This window comes from Paenibacillus sp. FSL K6-1558 (genome assembly GCF_038002565.1).
In the GTDB taxonomy this organism is placed as follows: domain Bacteria; phylum Bacillota; class Bacilli; order Paenibacillales; family Paenibacillaceae; genus Paenibacillus; species Paenibacillus polysaccharolyticus.
The window spans coordinates 5,326,372-5,349,759 of the sequence record NZ_JBBOCV010000001.1; the positions used below are offsets into that span (position 1 = coordinate 5,326,372).

Sequence of the window (23,388 nt, forward strand, 5' to 3'; positions counted from 1 at the left end):
ACCATTTTACACAATATACTAGGGAGGTTTTCTTAAATGGCTAAAGACATTAAATTCAGTGAAGACGCTCGTCGCTCCATGCTTCGTGGTGTGGATGCATTGGCTAACGCAGTGAAAGTAACGCTCGGACCAAAAGGCCGTAACGTGGTTCTGGAGAAAAAATTCGGAAGCCCGCTCATCACAAATGACGGTGTGACGATTGCAAAAGAGATCGAACTGGAAGATGCATTCGAGAACATGGGTGCTCAACTGGTTAAAGAAGTTGCAACGAAAACAAACGATGTTGCCGGTGACGGTACAACAACTGCGACAGTACTTGCTCAAGCCCTGATCACAGAAGGTTTGAAAAACGTAACTGCAGGCGCTAGCCCAATCGGTATCCGTAAAGGGATCGACAAAGCGGTTAAAGCTGCGGTTGCAGAATTGCAATCCATCTCCAAACCGGTAGAAGGCAAACAATCCATCGCACAAGTAGCGGCAATCTCTGCAGCTGACGAAGAAGTAGGCGAGCTGATTGCTGAAGCTATGGAAAAAGTGGGTAAAGACGGCGTTATCACTGTAGAAGAATCCCGTGGATTCGCTACTGAGCTGGAAGTGGTTGAAGGTATGCAATTCGACCGCGGATACATCTCTCCATACATGATCACAGATACGGACAAAATGGAAGCAGTTCTCGACAACCCGTACATCTTGATCACAGACAAAAAAATCTCCAGCACGCAAGACATCCTGCCATTGCTTGAGAAAATCGTTCAACAAGGCAAACCGCTCGTATTGATCGCTGAAGATATCGAAGGCGAAGCACTGGCGATGCTGGTTGTGAACAAACTGCGTGGTACATTCAATGCTGTAGCGGTTAAAGCTCCAGGATTCGGTGACCGTCGTAAAGCGATGCTGCAAGATATCGCTGCCCTGACTGGTGGCCAAGTAATTACGGAAGAACTGGGTCTGGACCTGAAATCCGCAGTTGTGGAACAATTGGGTACAGCTCGTCAAATCCGCGTAACTAAAGAAAACACAATCATCGTTGACGGTGCTGGTAACAAATCCGATATCGATGCACGTGTTAGCCAAATCCGTACACAATTGGAAGAAACCACTTCCGAGTTCGACAAAGAGAAACTGCAAGAGCGTCTGGCTAAATTGTCCGGCGGCGTAGCAGTAATCAAAGTCGGTGCGGCTACTGAAACTGAATTGAAAGAACGCAAACTGCGTATTGAAGATGCCCTGAACGCAACTCGCGCTGCGGTTGAAGAAGGTATCGTATCCGGTGGTGGTACTGCGCTTCTGAACGTATATCATGCTGTTGCTGGTGTAGCATTGTCCGGCGACGAGCAAACAGGTGTGAACATCGTACTGAAAGCTCTGGAAGCGCCAATCCGCACAATCGCGGCTAACGCTGGTGAAGAAGGTTCCGTTATCGTGGAACGTCTGAAAAAAGAGCAAGTTGGCGTAGGTTTCAACGCCGCAACTGGCGAGTGGGTTAACATGATCGAAGCGGGTATCGTTGACCCTGCGAAAGTAACACGTTATGCACTGCAAAACGCGGCTTCCGTAGCAGCAATGTTCCTGACAACTGAAGCGGTTATCGCTGACAAGCCAGAACCTGCAGGCGCTGCTGGCGCTCCTGACATGGGCGGCATGGGTGGAATGGGCGGCATGATGTAATAAAGGTGTAAAAACCTTTAAAGCATTAAACAAATTATAATAATACAAGGACCACTTCTTAATATCTATTAAGAGTGGTCCTTTGTTTTGTATGATGACAAGCGATACTACTGGTTATGCTCGCAAGGGATGACTGGAATAATGAATGTGCAGTTGGGTGCTGATACGAATAAACTTAAGAATATTAAGTGATGTGTAGTTCATCAGGCGTCTGGTTAAGCTTCTGTGATTCCACTTAATTGAATAGGATTTCTGATATGGGTAAGAGTCTGTTCTTCTGGAGATCAGGCTCTTTCGCTGATTGCAGAAGTGAGTTGCAAGTACGAACTTAAAGATTTCTTTAACTTTCACACGGGGCTAATCCTCTATGATAGGCTAAAGTAGCTATGCAAAAGCAACGAACAGAACAATGTTTTCTAGGTTTTATCAAGCCGCGTATTTATCTTTCATATATTAAGAAGGAAATTTTCAGATTGAAAGGTCGAAATGTGATGAGAAATATCCGAAGTTTAATCATTTTATTATTTTTATTTCTTGCAACAACTTCATCAGCATCGGCACATGATACAAGCCATGCAGATGCGCTTAACCACTTGGGATTATTCAATGGAACGGAGAATGGCTATGAACTCTCGAGGGTGCCTACCAGAGCAGAAGCGCTGGTGATGATGCTTCGTCTGTGGGGGAAGGAAGAAGACGTTCAGAAAAACACCAACAAAAATCCATTTAAGGATACGGGTTGGGAAAGTTCCTATGTATCGTTTGCCTATGCCAATGGCATTGTTAATGGAATCAGTGAGCATCATTTCGGAGGTAACCAACCAAGTTCTCTAAAGCAATACAGTGCAATGGTTTTAAGAGTTTTGGGATATTCAGAAACAAAGGGTGACTTTACATATGAAACTGCGGTTTCTTTCGCTTCAATCGTTTTAGGAATAGACCTTACAAAAGAAGTCGAATTCAATCGGGGAACTCTTGCCAAAATAAGTAGCTATGTGTTAAACACCAGACCCAAAAACCAAATTGCAACACATGGTCAGATCCTTCGAGAGAAAAATGTGTTTACAACGCAAAGTTTAAACGAGGCAAGATTGATCTTGGAGAAGGATAAAAAACTGAATTCAACGACGGTTCTAATATATGCAATTGGTTCTGATCTTGAATCACAACAAGGCCAACTAACCAATGACTTGGAAGAAATATATCGTGGTCAGCCAAACCAAAATACGAACATCCTGATTCAAACAGGTGGAACGCTCAAATATCACAACAAATATATGACGGATGGAGCATCCGAACGCTTTGAAGTTAGCGATGGACGACTTAAAAAGCATCCAAGCCGCATCCAAACCGCCGCATCAGACCCTAAAACACTAAGGGATTTTCTTGTTTGGGGCAAAGCCGTGGCACCAAGTGATCGTTATATACTTGTTTTATGGGATCACGGGTACGGTACAATGGGTGGCTTTGGTGCAGACGAGCTAAACGGACGAAAAACGATGAAGGTTTCGGAGCTTTCGAAGGCGATTGATGCATCAGATATGTATTTCGACTTAATCGTCTTTGATGCATGTCTTATGGGCACAGTTGAAACGGCCTATTCGCTTAGAAACTATGGCAAGTATCTCATCGCTTCTGAAGATTCAATCCCCGCTGCAGGATTGTACTATACCACATGGATCGGTGCGATGGAGCGAAACCCACAAATTAGCTCGGAAAGATTAGGACGTTTAATTTTAGATTCCTTTACCCTTCATTCCGGGATTGAATCTAGCATGCAGACAACAATGTCAATGATGAAGCTTTCTCAGGCTGAATCATTGGTTCATGCAATAGAAAATGCAGCATTTGATTTCTCGCTTACAGACCTTGCAAAAAACTCTGATCTATTAGGCAAAAACGACGGGGTATTTGATCAATATGATCTTATAGATCTAATGGGTAAATCATCAGAAGTTACTGCTGCTGCTCAAGCACTTGCCTTTGAAGTGAAAAATTCAGCAGGTTTTAAAAATCGTAATGGTGTGGGTATGTACGTTCCTAACAAAAAAATGGAACATGCAAATGAAATGAAAGAAGAACTAAAAGCCATCGGTCTTAGTTCAAAGTATCTAGAATCTATTTTTAACTAAAATGAGCCTTAAAGCTCAAATGAATCAAAACGGTTCCTAGATTCTTCATTAAGAGGTTCGCATAGGTTAACCAAATTTTTGCGGTCTCTTTTTTTGCAATTATGTTCATCTATGAAACTTAAAGTTTTCTTTATATAACACCGTTCCTGTAATCAATGATGATATGATACGAAAAGAACTGTCACAATTTGTCGAACATGATGTATAACTGCTAATGCGTACACTGCCGATGCAGCAGGCGATAGCCGCCAAAATAGCAGATTTGAAAATGAAAATGTAACAAATGGAGTGTAAGATGTTAGGTCAAAATGGCAAGCACGATAAAACGAGGAGGCATTACATGAAGAAGATTTTAAGTTTGATGCTAGTTATTTCACTTCTGGCATCAGTAGCACCTGTTTATGCGAATGTGCCAACAGAGTACACCTATGTGTTCGGTGTGAAAACAGGAGGAAACGACAATGGAGGAACAGATGATGATGTTCATATGGGTGTCAGTACCTATGATGCTGGGATAGCCTCTGATCATTACAGAGCACTTGGCGCCGCTGCGGCTTGGTCTGATGTGCAACATACATTCAAATTGCAGAATATTCCACCATGGAGAATGAATGAATTGGTCTTTTGGCTGGTTGGCAGTGATGACTGGTACGGGGATTCTGTGGTTCTATGGCTTCCTACTATTAATGGGGGCATAAATCCAACACAGGCGAAGACCATTAAATTAAACACATGGACAAAAGATCAGGGCAGACTTTATCGTGATATTTCAGATGTAACAAAACGGAAATTCACAGCTATGGGTAATGTTGATGTTGGTGGAGGAGAGTTCTACCTTGATACTAATTCATCAGGCTCTGAACGTGTAGAGTGGGACAAAAAGGTTAGAGATCAATATGGTGAATACGACATTATGCAATATGAAGATACTCCAGTGATCAACTATACCGTTTCGGACGATGCTGTAGGTAGAGATTGGTTAACATTTGAAGAGCCAACCAAAACGAATAATTTCAAGTTAGATATTGACCGCAAAAAGCTTCACGATGCAATGGTTGCGCAGAATAAAGCGGAGATATCACTAACCTATAGGGTGGGTCTCCTTGCCCAGTCTACCAACGCTGAAAGCCTTGGAGGGACTTTTGCCCATACAACTTCAGGAAATCCCGAAGTTAAAACCTATTTAACAACAAAAATCGGGCAAGCGGATTACTATTATAAAGATGTTACATATACGTTCTATCGCAGCATCTATGACTTAGGCAATGAAAATATTTCGGAAACAGCTACGTTCTCCCATGCAACTGACAATCGCTATCTAAATCGAAAATTAACAGATGTGAATATTACTGTTGATGCACTTTCAATTCATAGAAAAACGATGATAAAAGAAATGAAAGAAGAATTGATTACTAATTTTCAAGCAACACCAGTGTTATATCTTGGGAATAGTACTGCAACACCACTTACTACTCTGACCATGACCAAATTATTGGGAGAGGATGGTAAACCTAATGGTACACTTCAGTTTACGGGGAAAGTACCCATGGATGTTAGCGAAGTGGAGAGTGAGGGCATAAGGCTACAGCTTAATGATGTATCTACCTTTTTAACGAAAAATGGTGTAAAACAGCCATATTATTTGGAGAGACCCACACCAGAATCGAATTCAGCACAAAGTTTTTATTTTTCTACTCATAAAGTGGACACAAAAACACCAACGATCAGAATTACCGATGCAAATGGACAGGATCTAACAGGTCAAAATTCCATTCAAAATAATGTGAAAAAAGTGCATCAATTTTATATGGTGGCTAGCGAAACACTCTACCCTGAGGGGAATGTCGCTCACACCATTGATAATCAAAACTATTTGGCATACGAGCTATACAAGAAAAATGGGGATGTCTATGAACCGACAACGACAAGAATAACCAACTTTGACGGTTTAGGTAGCGCAACGAAAGTTACAGCACCTATTAGTACGGAGGTATTAAAAGGCGTTAGTACAAACTTAAGTCCAATTGATCCTACAGAGGGCGAATTCAAGCTTCGTTTGTATGGATGGGATAAAGCTGACAATTCACTTGGTGGAGATGCTGGATACACAGAGATTGAACATATTAAATTAGATAACCAGGCTCCGCGTGTAACGGTTCACGAAAGTGTAAAGCCGCAAGATGCACAGTCTCGTAAAAGAAATGACTATAGATTTGAAATGGAAGATTATCAACAAAGTAATGGTGGTTGGTCTAGAACGTATTATACGTTTATGAACGGTACGGATTCACCACCAAATACGCCTGTAGATGACATCAAACTTGGATCAGAAGAAATTTCTTCAGTTCAAGGCAAGTGGGCATTTGTAGATTCAAAAGGTGAAAGTTCAACGGCTGTATTATCTGTTCCCAAAGGTGATAGCTTTGACGGGACTCTATATTATTTCACAGTGGATTCATTAGGTAACGATTCAAGAAATGAGAAAGCGTCAAAGTATTATACAAAAACAGTCCAGATCTTTAATGGTTCTGTTGCTGACACCCTCATTACAAAGGATACAGGTTCACCAAATACACATTTTGATATCAAATTCGATGTAAGTAATTCCAATATTGAAACGAGCTATAGATGGGTCTCTCATCCTCGTAATGGAACAAGCTTCACACAAAACTTTACTGTCTATGATGCAAGCGATGATGTTGGTGCAGCTGAGAAACGTAGTAGCAGCGGAACTGAAGTTTTGATGGACGGTAAATATATACTTGAATATCGAGTTAAAGATAAACGCTCTGGCAATTCATTAGAATTTACTCGAGAGTTCACGTACGACAATAAAGCACCGGAAATTAGTTATATCGTTGGCAATCAGCATGATCATTTCAAGTCAACACATCAATTTAGAGTTAAAGTGACAGATGCAAGTGGTATTGCAAGTGCAAGTTATTATTTAGCTAAACCAGAAACAGAAACGAAGATTGAGAATACGCAAAATCATCCGCTAACACTGACAGCAAATAGTGAAGGTGTATTCGAAGTTGATCAAACATTAACAATGACAGGACTTCCTTCGGGTGCTTATAGCATTGTTGTTGTTGCGACGGATGTTCTTGGTAAGGAAAGTAAAAAGATTTCCCCGTACTTTGGGATGAGGTCGGGACCTGCGACAATTGAGTCGTTAGCACATGCTCAAGCCAAGACGCTAAACGGAATGGGTGCAACCAATGACGGAACATATAAGGTCGATGTTGTATTAAATGAACCCCATGCAGCTTGGACTTCTGAAAGTGCAACGAAATATCAAAATCCAGTCTATTATGCAACAATTGACGGGATGCCGACAGATCAGGGTGTGTTAGTTCCAACTTTTACAGAGAGCAATAACTCAGGTGGTAAGTTTGCATTTACACTAGATACACCGGTGGCACTCAAAGAAGGGATCAATACAATATATCTTCAATTTGGACTTTTAAATCACCCTGCTGACGAAAGGCCAGAGTTTTTAACAGAAACAAGACCTGTCAAAATCTTATATGATAGCCAGGCACCAACTTTTGAATTACCGGACTACAGCACCATTCAGCCAACCAACGCATCAGTAACGGCAAGAATAGTAGCTAATGATGTTGGGACAGGCATTTCAAAACTGACGGTTGAGCCAAAAGATCAGGACAAAATCACCGTTTCTCCATATACAAACGGTGCATTCACAGTAACTGTGAGCGAGAACGTTACAACAAACCTGGTACTGTCTGACGAGCTTGGCAATCAGGTTTTAGTACCGATTTCAGTTTCGAATATTGACAAGGCAGCTCCGAATGCAATAGCATCCAGCGAAATGGTAACCAATGGAGCAAGACAAGATGGCCGGATCACGGTCGATGTTTCAGACAAGAGTGACACAACTGTTTCATTCGCACTTATTAAAGATCCATCAGCCAGTCATATTCTTACTGAAGAAGATTATGAACTGTTTAATTCGAGTAAATCAGTAAAAATGCAAAGTAGTCAGCCCGTCGTTAATGGCGAAGGAAACAAACAGACAACATATACGATTGATTTGAAAGGGTTAAGTGGCAACTATGCAATTGGGATTAAAGCAGCGGATAACTCAGGCAATATTACTGAAAAAGTATTCGTTGACTCCAGTGTGAATTTGGTGGACGCGGAGGCATCCATTGTAAGTGTTAACGCAAACCCTCAAATCACAAAAACGACTTCAACGGTTAAGGTTACATTCAATGTTCCAGTAACAATCATGCCTAATGCACCAAATGAGGGTGATAAGGTGAATGAAATGGCAAGGTCGAACCAACTGTATACAGGGCTATTAACAACATCTGTTGAGTATGCGATAGACCATGATCTGGTTATTCAGAACAATAACGAAATTAGTCTATATGTTCAGGATGAGGCTGGAAGGGATCGTGTTCTAAAGTTCACACCTACTGTTGAATTCATTCAAGGATTCGAGATTACAGGAAATGTAGAGAAGAATGGAGTTCCTATTCAAAATGGAGGATTTATATCCTATAAGGAGAGCGATAAGCTCACCTATGTGATTGATCCTAATCCTAAGTATTCCGGACAATTTTTCTTTGTTGAAAATGCCGTATTGTCAGGCTTAGAACTAAATACGGAGCTAAGTGTAGTTGATCCTTCATTTACAGAGGTAGAAGGAAGAACGGCTTATTCCAAGCTTGTATTTGAAGCGCTAAGAGATGGGAAGACAACCAAGTCAGCTTACTTCGAGGTCTATACAACTGAAGGAGTTGAAGCTGATCGGATGGAAGATGAGTATGTTGCTATCTCAGTTGTTGATGAAACTGCAGCTGTTACTGATGTGGTGTATTCAACGACTGAGCCAACAAACCAAATTGTAAATGCAGTGCTTTCAATATCTGACCCGGAAAGCGGGATTATGAAACTGGAACGTTCATATGATGGGATAAACTTTGAGCAAATTGATTCCATTGCATCTCATACCGAAAGATTTGAACAGAATGCAACGGTATATTTCAAAGTAACAAACAAAGCGGGAATAGAAACAACCGTACCCGTTACCATTTCAAATATTGATACAACGCCAATTGCAGAAGACGTACACTACAGGGTGGAATACACCTACGAAAACTATCTAGGGAATTGGGTTCCAATTCAAGAAGGGAAGGCCTATAGAAGAGTAATGGCAACCGTTAAGCCGATCAGTGGTCAGAAAACTCTATCTATGACTAATAACAATGCTTCATTCTCAAGAATTCTAACTGAAGATGTTAATTCATTCACCTTTGAGTTTAGAGATCAGGCAGGAAACACAAATTCTCGTACGGTTAGCTATAAGCTTTTTGACAACACGATTGGTCAAACCTCTTATGTGTTATCCAACACAGCAAAGACGAATCAAAATATACATGCAACGATCACATTAACAGACGATTCAGGTGAAATATCATTTGCAGAGGTTAAGAAGGACGATGTCGTGTACCCATTCAAGGGTGAGCCGCTTGAGAATGAATATGTCGTTGAACTGGATAGCTCAGGTATCTATTATGTGACAGCGTATGACTACGCAGGAAACAAGTGGGTTACTCCAATAACTGTCTCAAATATTAACAAAGTAGCGCCAGTTGCAACTGCGAGAGCGTACAGCACGCTACCAACTGAAATTACTACACAAAGTGTCAATGTGGAGTTAACACAGTTTAGCAAAGATATCAAAACAATTCGGGTCACAGGTGTTGAGCCAGTTGGCAGCTTGACCTATAGGGACATCGTTCATATCCCTGGTACCAAAGCAGTTCGCCTTAGAAAAAATGGTACAGTTACGATGTCCTTTGTCGATGACTATGGTAACGAAGGTCATGATATTATTACCGTTTCCAATATTGTATCTTCACCACCACAAGTTACCGCAACCGCAACATTAGCCAAAGATAAGTTAAGCGTTGATGTGTCATTTGACCAAATTCGGGACAGTGATGGCGTTCCGCTCGACATCTTTAGAAATATGAAAGACCTTACCGTTTCTTATAAAGGATATGAATATGCACTTTCAACAGCGGTTGAAAATGAAGATGGGGATGAGGTGTCTTATAAAGATACGGTCATCAATGTTAAAACGAATGGGGAGCATGTCTTCCAAGTTAGAGACAAAACAGGATTAACGCAAAAAATACTGCTAACGATTGAAGGAATTGAAGTAGGAGCACCAAAGATTAAAGAAATTCATTGGTCTTATAAATATCTTGTGAAAAACGAAGCTGGTAAGTGGGTAGAACAGGATTATCAAAATAAGATTACGGTTGGCGTTGATACATCTGGAAAAGAAGAAGGATATGTTGTCGGAACGGATAAAAATCCAATAACAAACCAGGATGTCACGGTCACTGTAACCACGGATAAAGATACGAAATCCGTTGGAGGAAAAGACGTTTGGGAACTAGATAAGTCCATGAACTATAGCAACAATGGACTATATGTATTCAATCTTCAAGGAAGAACGGGAGAGCAGGCTTCGTATGGTGTTGACGTAGGTCTCATCGACAAAACAGCTCCGGAGTTAACACTTGAAAATGGCGAAGAGCTCATCTTCATTGAGGGAATGACTCCTCAAAAAGATGCTTCCATTGCCTATAATAAATCGAAGCTTCTTGACTTTAAAGCATGGGATATGGTTGCCAATAAAAAGGTTGATTTAACTGACAAGGTTACCATCAACTATGATGTTGGCGGGCGAGTATTTAACCCAGACAACATCTCGGCGAATGAATTTAATCGCTCTAATCCTTACTATATAGACTATACAGTAAGAGATGACGCAGGAAATCAAACGACTATTCGTCGTACAGTTCGTCTTGTAGGTCTTTATGACACCATAGCACTTGTGAACGGAGTCATGCCTGACAGTTCAAATGTTGCAACGGTGATTGGAAACAAAGTTGAGATTTCACTGAAAAACTTTGCTGGAGTATCGTATGCACGTTATGAAAAAGGCAGTTTAACACAAGGCCAAATGAAAACAAAAGGAACGGTCCTGCGGGAGAAAAACGGAGTGTATACCATTGATAATGTCTCAAATGGTTGGTATACCATCTATATTCAAACGGACAAGCGTGATTATTTCAATATTTCTGTATATGTTTCAAACAAAGGAGGGAAATAGGCAATGATGGTTGATCGTCGATTAAAACGCGGCATAGCTGTATCCCTTATTCTAGCGATGCTATTCACTCTTGTAAGTTTCCCATTGAGTGCAGATGCAAGCAGTGCGAATTATTCAATTGCAAACGACTTTATGAAATATTCAATCAATTCAAAAACGGGTGGATTTTCGATTGAAACCGTGGATGGTCATCCACAAAAAGCTTTTGACAACAATATTCCGCTTCTCTATAAGGAAGATACGGCAAGAAGCAATGGAACATCATTTACTACCGTTCGGATCGATGGAAAAGATTATATTTTCGGTCAGGAATATGGATGGTTCGGAATAGATACCAAGCTTCATGAACCTGTTGTCTCTGAGCAAAATAGACTTTTGACGATTGCATGGGATATCAAGGGTTACACAATCACACAAAAGGTTTCCATTTCTACTGACCCTAATAACTCGCGGGTTGGGAACGTTGGTATTTCATATGATGTGGTCAATAATAATAGCCAAGCGGGAACGGTAGGTATTCGTCTCCTTCTAGATAATGCGCTTGGTTCAAATATCGATGCACCCCATGTCCTTGTGAACCCAAAACAACCGACCATCGTGGAAACAGAATACAGTGGTGAAAACCTGCCACAACAAATCAGATATGTGGATTCTCTTTCAGCTTCAGACAAAATGGCCTACGCCCTTTTGTCTGGTTGGAGTGGGAACAAAGATGTAAATGTGGATAAAGTTATTGTTGGACATTGGGTTAATCTTGCAAATACAAGATACGATTATACACCGAATCCTAACGTTGACTTTACGAACTATTCAAACAAATATTTAGTACCTGATACGGCAACAGCATATTATTGGAATGAAAAACCCATTGAGGCAGGGGAAGTGAGAATTTCAGAATTGTTATATGGTGTTGGTAACTTTTCTGATCAAACACAAAAGAAAGAGGTAGCAATCGGGATCCAGACAGATAAAGTTCAAGTGAATGAAGGCAAAGATGGATATCTAAACGATGGTAAGTTTAAAGCAACAGTAACCATTGATAATAGTGTTACAGGAGCTAAAGAACTAATCGAACCGGTGGTTACCCTTACTCTCGATGAGGGACTTACTTTTGCAGCGACGAATACAAGAGAATATACGGTGAGAATTTCTGGTGGATTAAACATTGGTACTGTATTTGACATTCCCGATCTAGAAATCATCGCAGAGAAACAATCCATGATTACAGCAAAGCGATTAATAGTTTCGTTAAACGCAACGGCAATTATGGATTCAAGCACACATAAACTGGTTGAGTATAGTGCGAATTCAAACATTTTAATTCCCGCGATTAAAGGGGAACTTCCTGATGTCTCCATGAAACATATTTTCCCTTCTGCAGTTTTTCATGAAGGAGACAAAAATATAACCGTTTCTGGAGATATGAACGAATTGAAACAAGCGATTACAGGAATTGATGGATGGGATCTTTATCTTGTCTCTGCATCAAGCGGCGCAACTACGTTAATCGACAAAAGAAAAATAAGTTTTGTTGAAGATGGTCAAGCTCTTTCGTTCTCTACCAATGAAAATTTGCCTGTTGGAAAATATAACATTGAATTCAGATTTACAAATCAACAGTTAATTAGTGCGTTTAAAGAAAAGATTATTTCTACAACTGGGTTAGATGTAACAAATAATCTGGCGGATAAAAGTGCAAGCTACGGAATTGTTTCACTAGTTCGAATAACAAACTCTTCTAATAATAGACAGTTATATGATTATGTTAATTTTGAAAACGAAGATGTAATGAAAAAATTTATCGAGGGTAGCGTCACTAGAAATGGTATTGTTCATAACAATATAAAATATGTAGAAGATGAAACCGAAATTCTATTGACCGTTCGTGGGAAAGTCAGGTTAATGGGTACGGGTAAAGATCGATATTACTCTGCCAGTAAAGCCGATGGCGACATTACGATTAACAACATCTTGACGTATGATAGCAACACGCCACTTAAGATGACAGTTACGGACGCTGGCGCAAAATTAGAAGGCGATGGCACCATAAAAGTCATAAACTCTGTTAATGTATGGCATAATAAATGGTTTTATGAAGTTAAAAATGGAGTGAAATACAGCTTGGATGGTGAAGCTGTTTCCGAGGATGAGGCTAAAGCATTAGAACTGAAATTTGGAGATGCAGGTTCTATGCTACAAAATATTGCAGGATTTTTAATCAATATCAAGTACGGTGTCATGACTCAGGATAAGGAAGACTTCGGAATTAGCTTCGGCGGAAAGATTTCAATGCCTTTAAAAGCAGCAGATAAAAATAAAGGTGAAGAGCATTATGACTACAAGGGCTCCCTTACTGCCGAGATTAGTGATATCCGCTATGGTAGTAAAGATAAGAAAATCGGTTTTATTGGTGTCAATACGACACTAGCTGTAGCTCTGCCAGAAGATTTACTAGGTCCATTAGTAGGAAATAAAGTGGGTGCTATGGCAGAAGTAACAATAGATACGATTGATGGAATCTATAAACTAGATTACGGAGTTGCTCTTACCATGCTAGAAGTAGAAGGTTCGCTGGCATTTAAAGAGGTTCCTATAAATAATGTTCCAAGCATCATGCTTGATGAACTTACATTCTTCTTAGCAAGTAATACGACGAAAGTTCCGATCGTTACGCCATATGTATTTATGACAGGGCTTGGTGGAGGTTTCGGAAATCTTGCAGAGACTATTTCCGGAACATCAGACGGTAAACTTCCACCCATCACACTTCATCTTCGAACAAGGTTATTAATAAATCTGGTTATTGTAGGTGACTTCAAGCTGGAGGCAAAACTATCCGGTCTTAGTCTTGAAGGTACGGGTCGGTTGGCAAAAGACGATGAAGGAAGATTACTTAATCTTGAAGCGGGAATGAATGTTCAGTGGATATCACCATTTCAGCTAAATGCCTTTGGTAATATTAGTATTCATGCCGGGGCGGTTCGTGGTGGTATAACGATTAAAATTACTGAAGATTATTTCTATGGTTATGTATACGCAGGATTCTATATTCCAACTTCAGTCCCCATCATAGGAGGAAAGGAAATTGGAGGCGTTGAGGCAGCTGTTTCATCTGACTTTGTGGGTGCAAACATGAAAGTTATCGGCGTAAAATTTGGCTTTATCTATTATTGGGATGGCGATTTTAACTTTGGTAGTTCCATCAATCTCGCTTCTAGAGGAAAAGCTGTACACTATGTTCACTCGGAAGAACTGGATGCGAGCGGAAATCTTGTGCCTACCACTGCATTATATGGAACGAATATGAGAAGGCTCACGACAAAGGAAATAGCTAAAACTAGAGCCGGAGATGGCATTACAAAAGAAGTGATCCCGGCATCAAAAGATTCACTACTCTTTGAAATCCCACTTCGTGGCCATGTCAAACCTTCTGCATCTGAAATCATAGTCACTAATCCAGCGGGTAATAAATTGACAATGGTTGAAGACGATAATAAGGGAAATGGAAACTATCTTGTTCAATCGATGAATGGTAAAAATACGTTGTATATTTCAGTGATTGATCCAGCACTTATTGTTGGTGGTAACTGGTCCATTTCAGTGACAACACCAAATGTGTATATTGACAATTTTGAAGTAAACAGTGTTGAAAATATCCCGGAGCTTACAGGCATTAAAACTACGCATAGTAATAATACGAGCCGTGAGCTTGATGTGTCTTGGACAACGGACGGGCAAAGTGCATATTCAGGAGCAGTTAATGTCTATGTCACCAAAGATCCATCCATTATGCAAACCATTGAATCAGATAACATGCAAGACACATCATCATTAATTAGTATTGGTAATCTTGAGCTGGATGAAATTAAATCAGGTTCTCATGTCTTTACACTTCCGGAGTCTTTCCCTGAAGGGAAGTATTATGTGGTTGCAATGCTTGTTAACCATCTGGGTGGAATGAGTAAGCAGATCACTGCATCTCCAATCACTTTTACCAATCCATTACTTCCACAAGAACCTAAATCAGTATCAGCGGAATACAGTGGAGATGGATACGTGAAAGTTAACATCAATGGAAGTGACCAAACTGCAACCCATTATTTTGTGGCGATTGAAGATGAGAACGGGGTTGAGATTGAGAATTCCTTTGGTCAGTTCCCTGTAGGCAGTGAAATTAGGTTGAAACCATTAGAAGACCAAACCAACCTCCCTCTATTAAAGGAAGGCAAGAAGTATTTTATCAAAGTAAAATCCGTTAAAATTGTTGAGTCAGCACTTAATGCTACGGAATATTATAGCTCTACCAAGGTTGCATCATCGCAAAGCTTTGTTATGCCTGCCATGGGTAAACCTAAGCTTGTCAGTGTTGAAACCAATATCGACAAATCAAAAGAAAATTATTATTTAAGGACTGGACAATTAGAGGCAACGTACACGTTTGATCGACCGGTCAAAATGACATTGACCCTGAACAAGGAAAACAAGAACACGCCTGAAGAATTTAAGACGGTTTGGTCATTTGAAGAAAACCTTGAAGACGGTGAGAATTTGATTGACTTTACTGCAGTTAGTGAAAATCGAGACACCATTCAAGGTAGCAGATCATCAGGGGCAATAGGTGTTACTGTTGATACAAGTGCACCGATATTACTTTTAGGTGAAGAAGTAGAGCCAAGCCTTGATAAGGAGCCGGTTGATAATACAGTCAGCAATCAAGTTGTTTTTGTTAGTGCGGACTCAAGATATAGCTTCCATGGGCTAACAGAGGTATCTGCATCATTAACTTTAGATGGTAGTTCAGAAGGTATTGTGATCCATCCAGACGGGACATTTGTCGTTAATCGTAAGAGTTCAAGTCAAGAACCAAACGAAACTTTACAGCTTAAAGCAGTTGACAAGGCTGGAAACGAAACGGTTGTTCCCGTTTATCTTGTGAATCGTGAATTGTCAGAGTTTGAGAGTATTAAACTTATATCTGACCTTGAGAACTCGCAGAATCAACCTGATGTGATCGAACTTGGGATTGGCGGAAAAACAGTGCTTTCTGTTAAAGGTCTTCGTCAGGGTGGCGAATTGGATTTAAAAGAAGAAGATATTGTATGGGATGTTCTATATAATCAGAACATTATCAAGATTTCACAGGATGGTACCATTGAAGCTTTGGCTCCAGGCGAAACGGCAATCAAAGTTGGTTATAGACTTTCTGCTTTTGAAGATAAGAATGGAAAAATAGTCTATAAAGAACTGTCAGATGTAATCAACATTCGTGTGAAAGATCTTGGATATCGTTATGAAGTTCGGCAATCACAAGGATTCTCGTTGTTCACCCTATATACGGAGATCAATATGGGTAAAGCAACAGTTGTGATTGACGGCAAGAAACAAACGCTCTTGTATGACAATCTTAAAAAAGCATATATTGGTTCTTCAAGAGAACTTGTCACGGGTGAACAATTAACAGCCAATCTTGTTTTTGAACCAACATTGAAATCTCCTAATCTTCTTCGTGGAGATACGAATGGTAGTGGGGCTGTAGATCGAGCAGACGTTCTGGCGACGATAAAAGGGATATTAAATAATGTCTACAATGGCTTTAATTCTTCTGAAGACTGGATGAGATCTGATATAAACGGTGATGGTGTTGTTGATATTGTAGATGCACAACTCATACTAATGGAGGCACTGAGACGATGATGAAGCAATTGAAAGTGATATTGTGCATGCTACTTCTGGTAGCTACTCTACCATCATACGTCTACGGGGCAGACGATGCTGCTGACCTTAGTTATCGTGTGGACATCACAGTAACTGACAGCTCTGGTTCTCCAAAATCTTCATTTGATGTTGGAGAGAACATATTTGTGAAACTAAGTCTTGCATATACTGGTGCGGGTAAAGCGCCGGTATATGGTTTTCAAGGAAAGCTACACTTTGATTCTTATGTTGTAAAAAACACGAGTGTCAATATGCAAAAAGACATTTCAATGAATTATTCCGATGGTGACATCAATTATGTATATCTCGATATGACTGCCAACGGTAAAGATGATGAAATCATGAAAAATATTGGAACTGCCGTCTTCCAAGCTAGAAATAACGGAACGTTCGATTTTTCTTTAAGTAACTTTCTCATCACGAATAAAGATGCAAGTCTGAGGGGAATTGAACCGTTTGAAGATGTACAAATTGTGGTCGGTTCTGGTGTAAAGGAAATCTCTAAGTCTGCACTATATGAAGACATTGAGGCTGCAAAAGCTTATCTTGCTTCAGTTACGATTGCGGATAATCCCAAAGTCATATATTATCCAGACTTTTGGTATACAACAAAATCCGCTCAAAATCTAAGAAGTGCGATCTCTAAGGCTGAGGCTGTTTTTGAGAATGAAAACGCGTTGGATACGGAAATTTCAAAAGCTATAGAGTTGCTTGAGATTGCATTTTCTAATTTTGAAAATTCGAAAATTGTAGGCCCGAAACGTTGGGTTATCACGGACGAGGATTCTAATGCTTCTAACGGTGGTTCTAATGGTTCTAGTGGTTCTGGGGGCCCTAAACATCAGCTTAACTATACGGTTAACGCTTCTGTAAAAGGTGGGAATGGTAAAATTGCTGATGGCTTCGAAAATCAAACGATTCGTGCAACAACCTCTGCCACGATCAGAGTGATTCCTGATGAAGGGTTTGAAACAGAATATATCATTGTCAACGGCGAAAAATTCATAGGTCGTGACATTTATACCATTCCAGAGATTAGTCGTGACACAACTGTCGTTGTTACATTTGTAAGAAAGACTCCTTTTACAGATATAGCACATGACGATTGGTTCTATTTTTCTGCAAGATATGTTTATAATGCGGGGCTATTCACTGGAACTTCTGAAACAGAATTTTCACCCTCAAAGAACATGAGTCGTGCAATGCTTGCTACTGCACTATATCGTATGGAAAATCAACCTAATGTTAAATTTGCAGATGTGTTCTCAGACGTTCAAAGTGGTCGTTGGTATTCAGATCCTATTATTTGGGCAAACGAAAGCAAGATCGTTAACGGATATGGTAAGGGGATATTCGCTCCTAATGTTTCAATCACTCGTGAGCAAATTGCGGTGATGCTCTATCGATACGCAGAGAGTAGAGGATTGAGCCTGCAGAGCAAAATTTCAACCCTTAGTTTCAAAGATGCAGATAAAATTTCGGCCTTTGCCAAAGAGTCAATTCATTGGGCTGTGTCAAAGGGCATTATGAATGGTAATTCTGATCTGACTCTAAATCCTTCTGGTCTTGCAACCAGAGCAGAAGTTGCTACGATGATTCAAAGGTTCAAAGAATTAGAATAAATTGAACTAAAGATTATTTACACAGACACTCCGATCACAGAATAACCTTCCAATCGCTGTTATTCCCAGATTTTTTTGATTCCTTTGTATAAAGGGAAAATCGGGTGATAAGTGTATGCTTCTGATACAGCTTTCTTTCAGAAAAGCTGTCAGGCGACGTATAGGCTTCCGAAGTAGTTTTCTTGCAGAAAACTTGTAGCTTCGCATTTTCAGGTTCTTTCTGTCCTCTCCGGGATCGTGCCAATGATTAGTTCAATTTATATAGAAGAATTTTAAGTGCCTATAAACCAAACTGACATGGAGTTTTTCTTTGTCGGTTTGGTTTCTTCTGTTAATATGGATTTTGGAGGAGGGAATGAATTGAGAAAGGGTACAAAGTTCACATTATGGATTCTCGGCTTGATGCTGGCTGCTATTTTCATTAACTTCTATATGAATTTATATAGCTTTGCGTATGCATTAATTACTGTACTGTTGCTTGCCTTTACGGGATGGGGGTTTCTGGCCAAGTTAAAGAATGACGTTCGCCAGCATGAAGATCATCATAAACGAATGCATGATTCTGCGATGGATGATATGGATCGGTACACTAGGTAGGCTGAATCTTTGTCTTGTATTACTTCTATTAACGGTGACAGCATGTGGTGCAGATGATATCAAACACGTGAAAAGCAATCCCAAGTGAGTGCAATTCACTCATAGCATCTGATTCCCCTTATATTCCAATCATTATAATGTTCCTGCGACAAACTTCCAACGTAGACTGTAAGACTCTAACCATGCAACCAAAAAAGCACTGCCGGCAGATCGCCAGCAGTGCTTGCTTGATGTTATACGGGTCTTACCGTGAACGTAAAATGATATGGACGATTGGCTTGCAGCGTATACTCTGGATGCGTACGTGCACTCCAGCTGTCGTCACCGCCAACACCCATCTGCATGTAGTTGATGCGAGCGATGGTATGTGAGCTTGCCGGCAATTTGTAGACGTGGTCGTTTGCTTCCAGTTCTTCAGGCGACCATGGCAGTGCATTGATTTCAAACGGCGAATTGGCTTCAAAATGCAACCCGATGCTGCCCTTTGCAGCATCTTCGCCTACAGCCGATGTAATCTCAGCAAAACGGACATCCGTTTTGTTACCACATTCCTGTGGTTTCAGGTAAGGAACAAACTGATCACGAACGGCTCCGGTGTAATAGCCAAGGCGTGCACTGGTCTGACGGTCGATATAGTTGTCATGCGGCCCTCTACCATACCATGAGATCGTATCCAGACTGTCTTTTAATTCAAACAGCATACCGAACTCAGGAAGTTCAGGCAGACCTGCACCGGAGACGAGGGTTTGACTGATTTCAAGCTCGCTATTCGGTTTGATGTGATAGGTGATGGACAGCGTACTTCCCGGGCTGGTATCCCACGTATAATCTGTTGTCACATGACAGCCCTGCGCATCCGTATGATGTTCAAAACGAATCAGCTTGTTGGTCGCATGAGCGTCACGCCAAAAAGCGGCACGTTCATTCAGTTTGTTACCCAGATCGTTATCGGTCATCGCACGCCAGAAGTTCGCACGAGCAGGTGCCAGTAATTGCTCCTGAGAGTTAATCTGATAGGAAGTAAGTGCGCCAGTAACCGAACTGAAGCTTATGGAGACTTCACCCGCATTCACTTTCAATCCGCCATCTTGCAGTTCCTCCACTTGAAGCGCGTCACTTGCTCCCGCAACAGGTTGCTGAATTGTACGCAGACGAGGAGATACGACGAATTGCTCCCAACCAATCTCATGTCCTGCTTCTGCCCACTTCGTAGCTTTCTTGGTTTCCAGAGAGACAGTAAGAACAGCTTCTGTGTACAGGTCGGAAGATGGTGTGTAAGGGATATGGACTTCAGCGGATTCGCCAGGCTGTGCAGCAATGTCCAGATGCCCTTTTTCCACAGATACTCCGTTATGGGACAACGTCCAGGCGAGTGCATATTCGTTCAGGTCTGTGAACAGGAAATGATTCGTGATGCGAACCAGTCCGGTTTGCAGATTGAGCGCCTGCATGCGAACGTTCTGATAACATTTTTTCACTTCTTCCAGCTTCGGCGTAACCGTTTTATCTGCCAAAATCAGTCCATTACCGCAGAAGTTGCCGTCATGCGGAGACTCGCCAAAATCTCCACCGTAAGCGAGATATTCTATACCGTCTGCTGTCTTGGTACGAATGGATTGATCCACCCAATCCCAGATAAATGCCCCTTGTAAAATCTCATATTTATCAAACATTTCCCAGTACAGGTGCAGACCGCCACAGGAGTTGCCCATCGCATGGCTGTATTCACAAATGATATAAGGTTTTTTGTTCCCTTTCATCCGTGCATACTGTTCGATATCGTTCGGGCTGATATACATCGTGGATTCAATATCACTTGCCGAATCGGTAGGGCGGTAGTGATAAGTTCCTTCATAATGAACGAGTCTTGTTGGGTCGGCTTGTTTCAGATAGTCGTACATGGCGATAAAGTTATCGCCGCCAAACGATTCATTACCAAGCGACCAGATGATGATGGACGCATGGTTTTTGTCCCGCTGGAACATGGAGTTACAGCGATCGATGACGTTGTCGCGCCATTCCGGCTTGCTTGCCGGGATGTTGTCGTCGTTCATTTCTTTTTGCCCATAGTACCAAGTACCGTGTGTCTCCAGATTCGTCTCGTCAATCACATACAGTCCGTATTCGTCACACAGCTCATACCAGAGCGTCTGGTTTGGATAGTGCGATGTGCGCACGGCATTAACGTTATAGGCTTTCATCAGCTCGATATCACGAATCATATCCTCACGGCCGATGGCCCGTCCTGAATCTGGCGAAAATTCGTGGCGATTGACACCCTTGAACACGATGCGTTTGCCGTTAATTTTCATCAAGCCGTCCTTGATCTCAAATCTGCGGAATCCGACACGGGTACGAACAGCCTCGACCGTTTCGCCCGAAGTATTCTGGATGGAAAGTACCAATGTGTACAGGTTAGGCGTTTCGGCACTCCACAAGAGCGGGTTCGCAACTGGAGTAGAGAGGTGTAACGTTATTTCTTCTTCATTGGCAAAAGAAACCTCTGCCGCGAGCGGCTGATCCAAAACAAGCTTCTGCTCCGCATCATAGAGCTGTGCTTGAACCGTCAAGCCTTCCACTTGCTGTCCAGCATTATGATTGTACAGTTTCACATCCAACTGCAGTTCTGCATTCTGCAAAGCATCATCAAGTTCCGTCCGAACGAAGAAATCAGCGATCTGAACCGGCGAAGGCGAGTGCAGATATACGCCGCGGAAAATACCGCTAAGACGCCAGAAATCTTGATTCTCCAGCCAGCTTGCATCACACCAGCGATAAACCTCAACTGCCAGCTTGTTCTCACCTTCTGTTAAATATGCCGTGATATCAAACTCCGCAGGTGTGAAGGTATCCTCACTGTACCCAACAAGTTCTCCATTCACCCATACATAAAAGGCAGATTCAACGCCTTCAAAGTGCAACAGGACCGGACGATCTTTCCAGTCCGCAGGAACTGTAAAAGTGTGAATATAGGAACCGACAGGGTTATAGGTTGCTGGTGCAAAGGGTGGTTTTAACTCAGGCTCGCGCTCCACCCAAGGATAAGTCATGTTCGTATAGTGGGGATAATCATAGCCTTGAAGCTGCCAGTTGGATGGGACAGCGATGTTATCCCAGTTGCTGGCATCATAGCTGGTTTCGTAAAAAGAAGTAATGCGCTGTTCTGGCGTTTCAGCAAAACTAAACTTCCATGAACCATTTAGCGTCTGGTACCAAGGGGACGAAGTGAATTCATTGGACAAGGCTTCTTCTATCGTTGGAAACGCTACCATATTGGCATGGGCTGGCAGACGATTCACCTGAAACGTCTCGGGATTGTTGTTCCATTCCGGATATCCGTTAGCCGGAGGGGTGTGCACAAGTTTCTTTCGCATATCAGCAGCTCCTTTGATCATGTTATAATATATTCACAGTATAGAATTGATCAGGTACTTAGAAAATAAAGAATATTGCCCATATATATCACAATATGAAACTAAAGCTGGAGAGCGTGGTGTACCGCATGAATACACGAATCTTTTTTGGTAAAACAGACGAAGCCGCACGTCTGCCAGTCTATATGACGACCGTTGGGTATTGGGAACATCAATTTGAAACGGAGCGCCCGGAAGGCTTTCCCGATTACCAGATTCATCAGGTCATTCAGGGACAAGGCAGGCTGATTATAGAGGATGAAGGAGAATATATCGTTGGCCCAGGGGAGGTGTTTATCACCTACCCCGATATTCCGCATGAGTATAGGCCTATTACGGATCACTGGGAACTGGCATGGGTATCCTTTCAGGGGCGGGAGGCAAGTCAGCTACTGGCCTATGCGGGAATCACCAGTTCAGGAGTATATAAGCTTAGAAAACCCGAACTGCTGAACGCTTTGGAATTGTTGCTTGTAAGGGAGGAAGGCACGGGGGATGCGATGAATGCTGCCGATGATCGGGACAGTTCCAAACACCTGTATGCCTTGCTACTGGATCTGAAGCCTTTGCTCATTGTGTCGGACAACGATAACGACGAGATGGAACGGTTGAAACCCGTGCTACGTTACATTACAGAGCACCTGGATCAGCCTTTGTCGCTGAAGGAACTGGCGGATGTGGCTGTTGTATCTCCTCAATATCTATGTCGGTTGTTTCAGAAAGCTTTACATGTGAGACCTGTGTTTTATGTCAACCAGGAACGAATCAATCGTAGCAAACAGCTGATGTTCAGTGAGCGGGAGCTCCGAATTTATGAAGTGGCTGACCGGGTAGGGTATGAAAATGCGAGTTACTTCTGTACGATATTTAAACGACATACGGGCATGAGTCCCGAGAAATTTCGCAAACTGCATGGTTTAGGCTGATAAGACGAGTAATAGTGCCTAACTTATTTTTCTTCTGTTCTTCATCTGTCCTTCGTTCATTTTTTGATCTGTTCTTCATCTGGATTTCAGTTTCTCTTAAGGTTGAGGGATTAATATAAATCTTGTAAACCCCTTCTCGTGTTAAATAGATGTGTG

8 protein-coding genes are annotated in these 23,388 nt (G+C 41.6%); 7 read left to right on the plus strand and 1 reads right to left on the minus strand.

Annotation, left to right across the window (positions count from 1 at the left end; all coding sequences use genetic code 11):
- Window positions 1-36 precede the first annotated feature (36 nt).
- From groL to MHI38_RS22985, 6 genes are all read left to right on the plus strand, one after another.
- Window positions 37-1,668 (plus strand): chaperonin GroEL, encoded by a 1,632-nt coding sequence (gene groL / locus MHI38_RS22960; protein ID WP_154890849.1) that lies wholly within the window; start codon window positions 37-39, stop codon window positions 1,666-1,668.
- Window positions 1,669-2,054: 386 nt separating this feature from the next.
- The gene (locus tag MHI38_RS22965) at window positions 2,055-3,800 is read left to right on the plus strand and encodes a clostripain-related cysteine peptidase (protein ID WP_154890850.1); all 1,746 of its coding nucleotides are present in this window, start codon (window positions 2,055-2,057) and stop codon (window positions 3,798-3,800) included.
- A 340-nt stretch (window positions 3,801-4,140) separates the two neighbouring features.
- On the plus strand, window positions 4,141-10,959 hold the full coding sequence (locus tag MHI38_RS22970) for a hypothetical protein (protein WP_154890851.1): 6,819 nt from the start codon (window positions 4,141-4,143) through the stop codon (window positions 10,957-10,959).
- 3 nt (window positions 10,960-10,962) lie between these two features.
- Window positions 10,963-16,653 carry a dockerin type I repeat-containing protein gene (locus tag MHI38_RS22975; protein WP_154890852.1) on the plus strand — a complete coding sequence of 1,897 codons (5,691 nt, stop codon included), beginning with the start codon at window positions 10,963-10,965 and terminating at the stop codon, window positions 16,651-16,653.
- Window positions 16,650-18,296, plus strand: coding sequence for an S-layer homology domain-containing protein (locus MHI38_RS22980; RefSeq protein ID WP_154890853.1), 1,647 nt, complete (start codon window positions 16,650-16,652; stop codon window positions 18,294-18,296). Before MHI38_RS22975 ends, MHI38_RS22980 begins: the two co-directional genes overlap by 4 nt.
- A gap of 360 nt (window positions 18,297-18,656) precedes the next feature.
- Window positions 18,657-18,893 (plus strand): hypothetical protein, encoded by a 237-nt coding sequence (locus MHI38_RS22985; RefSeq protein WP_090918193.1) that lies wholly within the window; start codon window positions 18,657-18,659, stop codon window positions 18,891-18,893.
- A 233-nt stretch (window positions 18,894-19,126) separates the two neighbouring features.
- Here MHI38_RS22985 and MHI38_RS22990 read toward each other — a convergent pair whose 3' ends face one another.
- Window positions 19,127-22,267 carry a glycoside hydrolase family 2 TIM barrel-domain containing protein gene (locus MHI38_RS22990; RefSeq protein WP_341181731.1) on the minus strand — a complete coding sequence of 1,047 codons (3,141 nt, stop codon included), beginning with the start codon at window positions 22,265-22,267 and terminating at the stop codon, window positions 19,127-19,129.
- A 95-nt stretch (window positions 22,268-22,362) separates the two neighbouring features.
- Between MHI38_RS22990 and MHI38_RS22995 the strand changes: the two genes are divergently transcribed.
- Window positions 22,363-23,232, plus strand: coding sequence for an AraC family transcriptional regulator (locus MHI38_RS22995; protein WP_253496378.1), 870 nt, complete (start codon window positions 22,363-22,365; stop codon window positions 23,230-23,232).
- Window positions 23,233-23,388 lie beyond the last annotated feature (156 nt).

Coding starts and splice junctions, on each gene's coding strand:
- groL (WP_154890849.1), top strand. CDS start 37: ATGGCTAAAGACATTAAATTCAGTGAAGACGCTCGTCGCTCCATGCTT.
- MHI38_RS22980 (WP_154890853.1), top strand. CDS start 16,650: ATGATGAAGCAATTGAAAGTGATATTGTGCATGCTACTTCTGGTAGCT.
- MHI38_RS22990 (WP_341181731.1), bottom strand. CDS start 22,267: ATGCGAAAGAAACTTGTGCACACCCCTCCGGCTAACGGATATCCGGAA.
- MHI38_RS22995 (WP_253496378.1), top strand. CDS start 22,363: ATGAAACTAAAGCTGGAGAGCGTGGTGTACCGCATGAATACACGAATC.
- MHI38_RS22975 (WP_154890852.1), top strand. CDS start 10,963: ATGATGGTTGATCGTCGATTAAAACGCGGCATAGCTGTATCCCTTATT.
- MHI38_RS22965 (WP_154890850.1), top strand. CDS start 2,055: ATGCAAAAGCAACGAACAGAACAATGTTTTCTAGGTTTTATCAAGCCG.
- MHI38_RS22970 (WP_154890851.1), top strand. CDS start 4,141: ATGAAGAAGATTTTAAGTTTGATGCTAGTTATTTCACTTCTGGCATCA.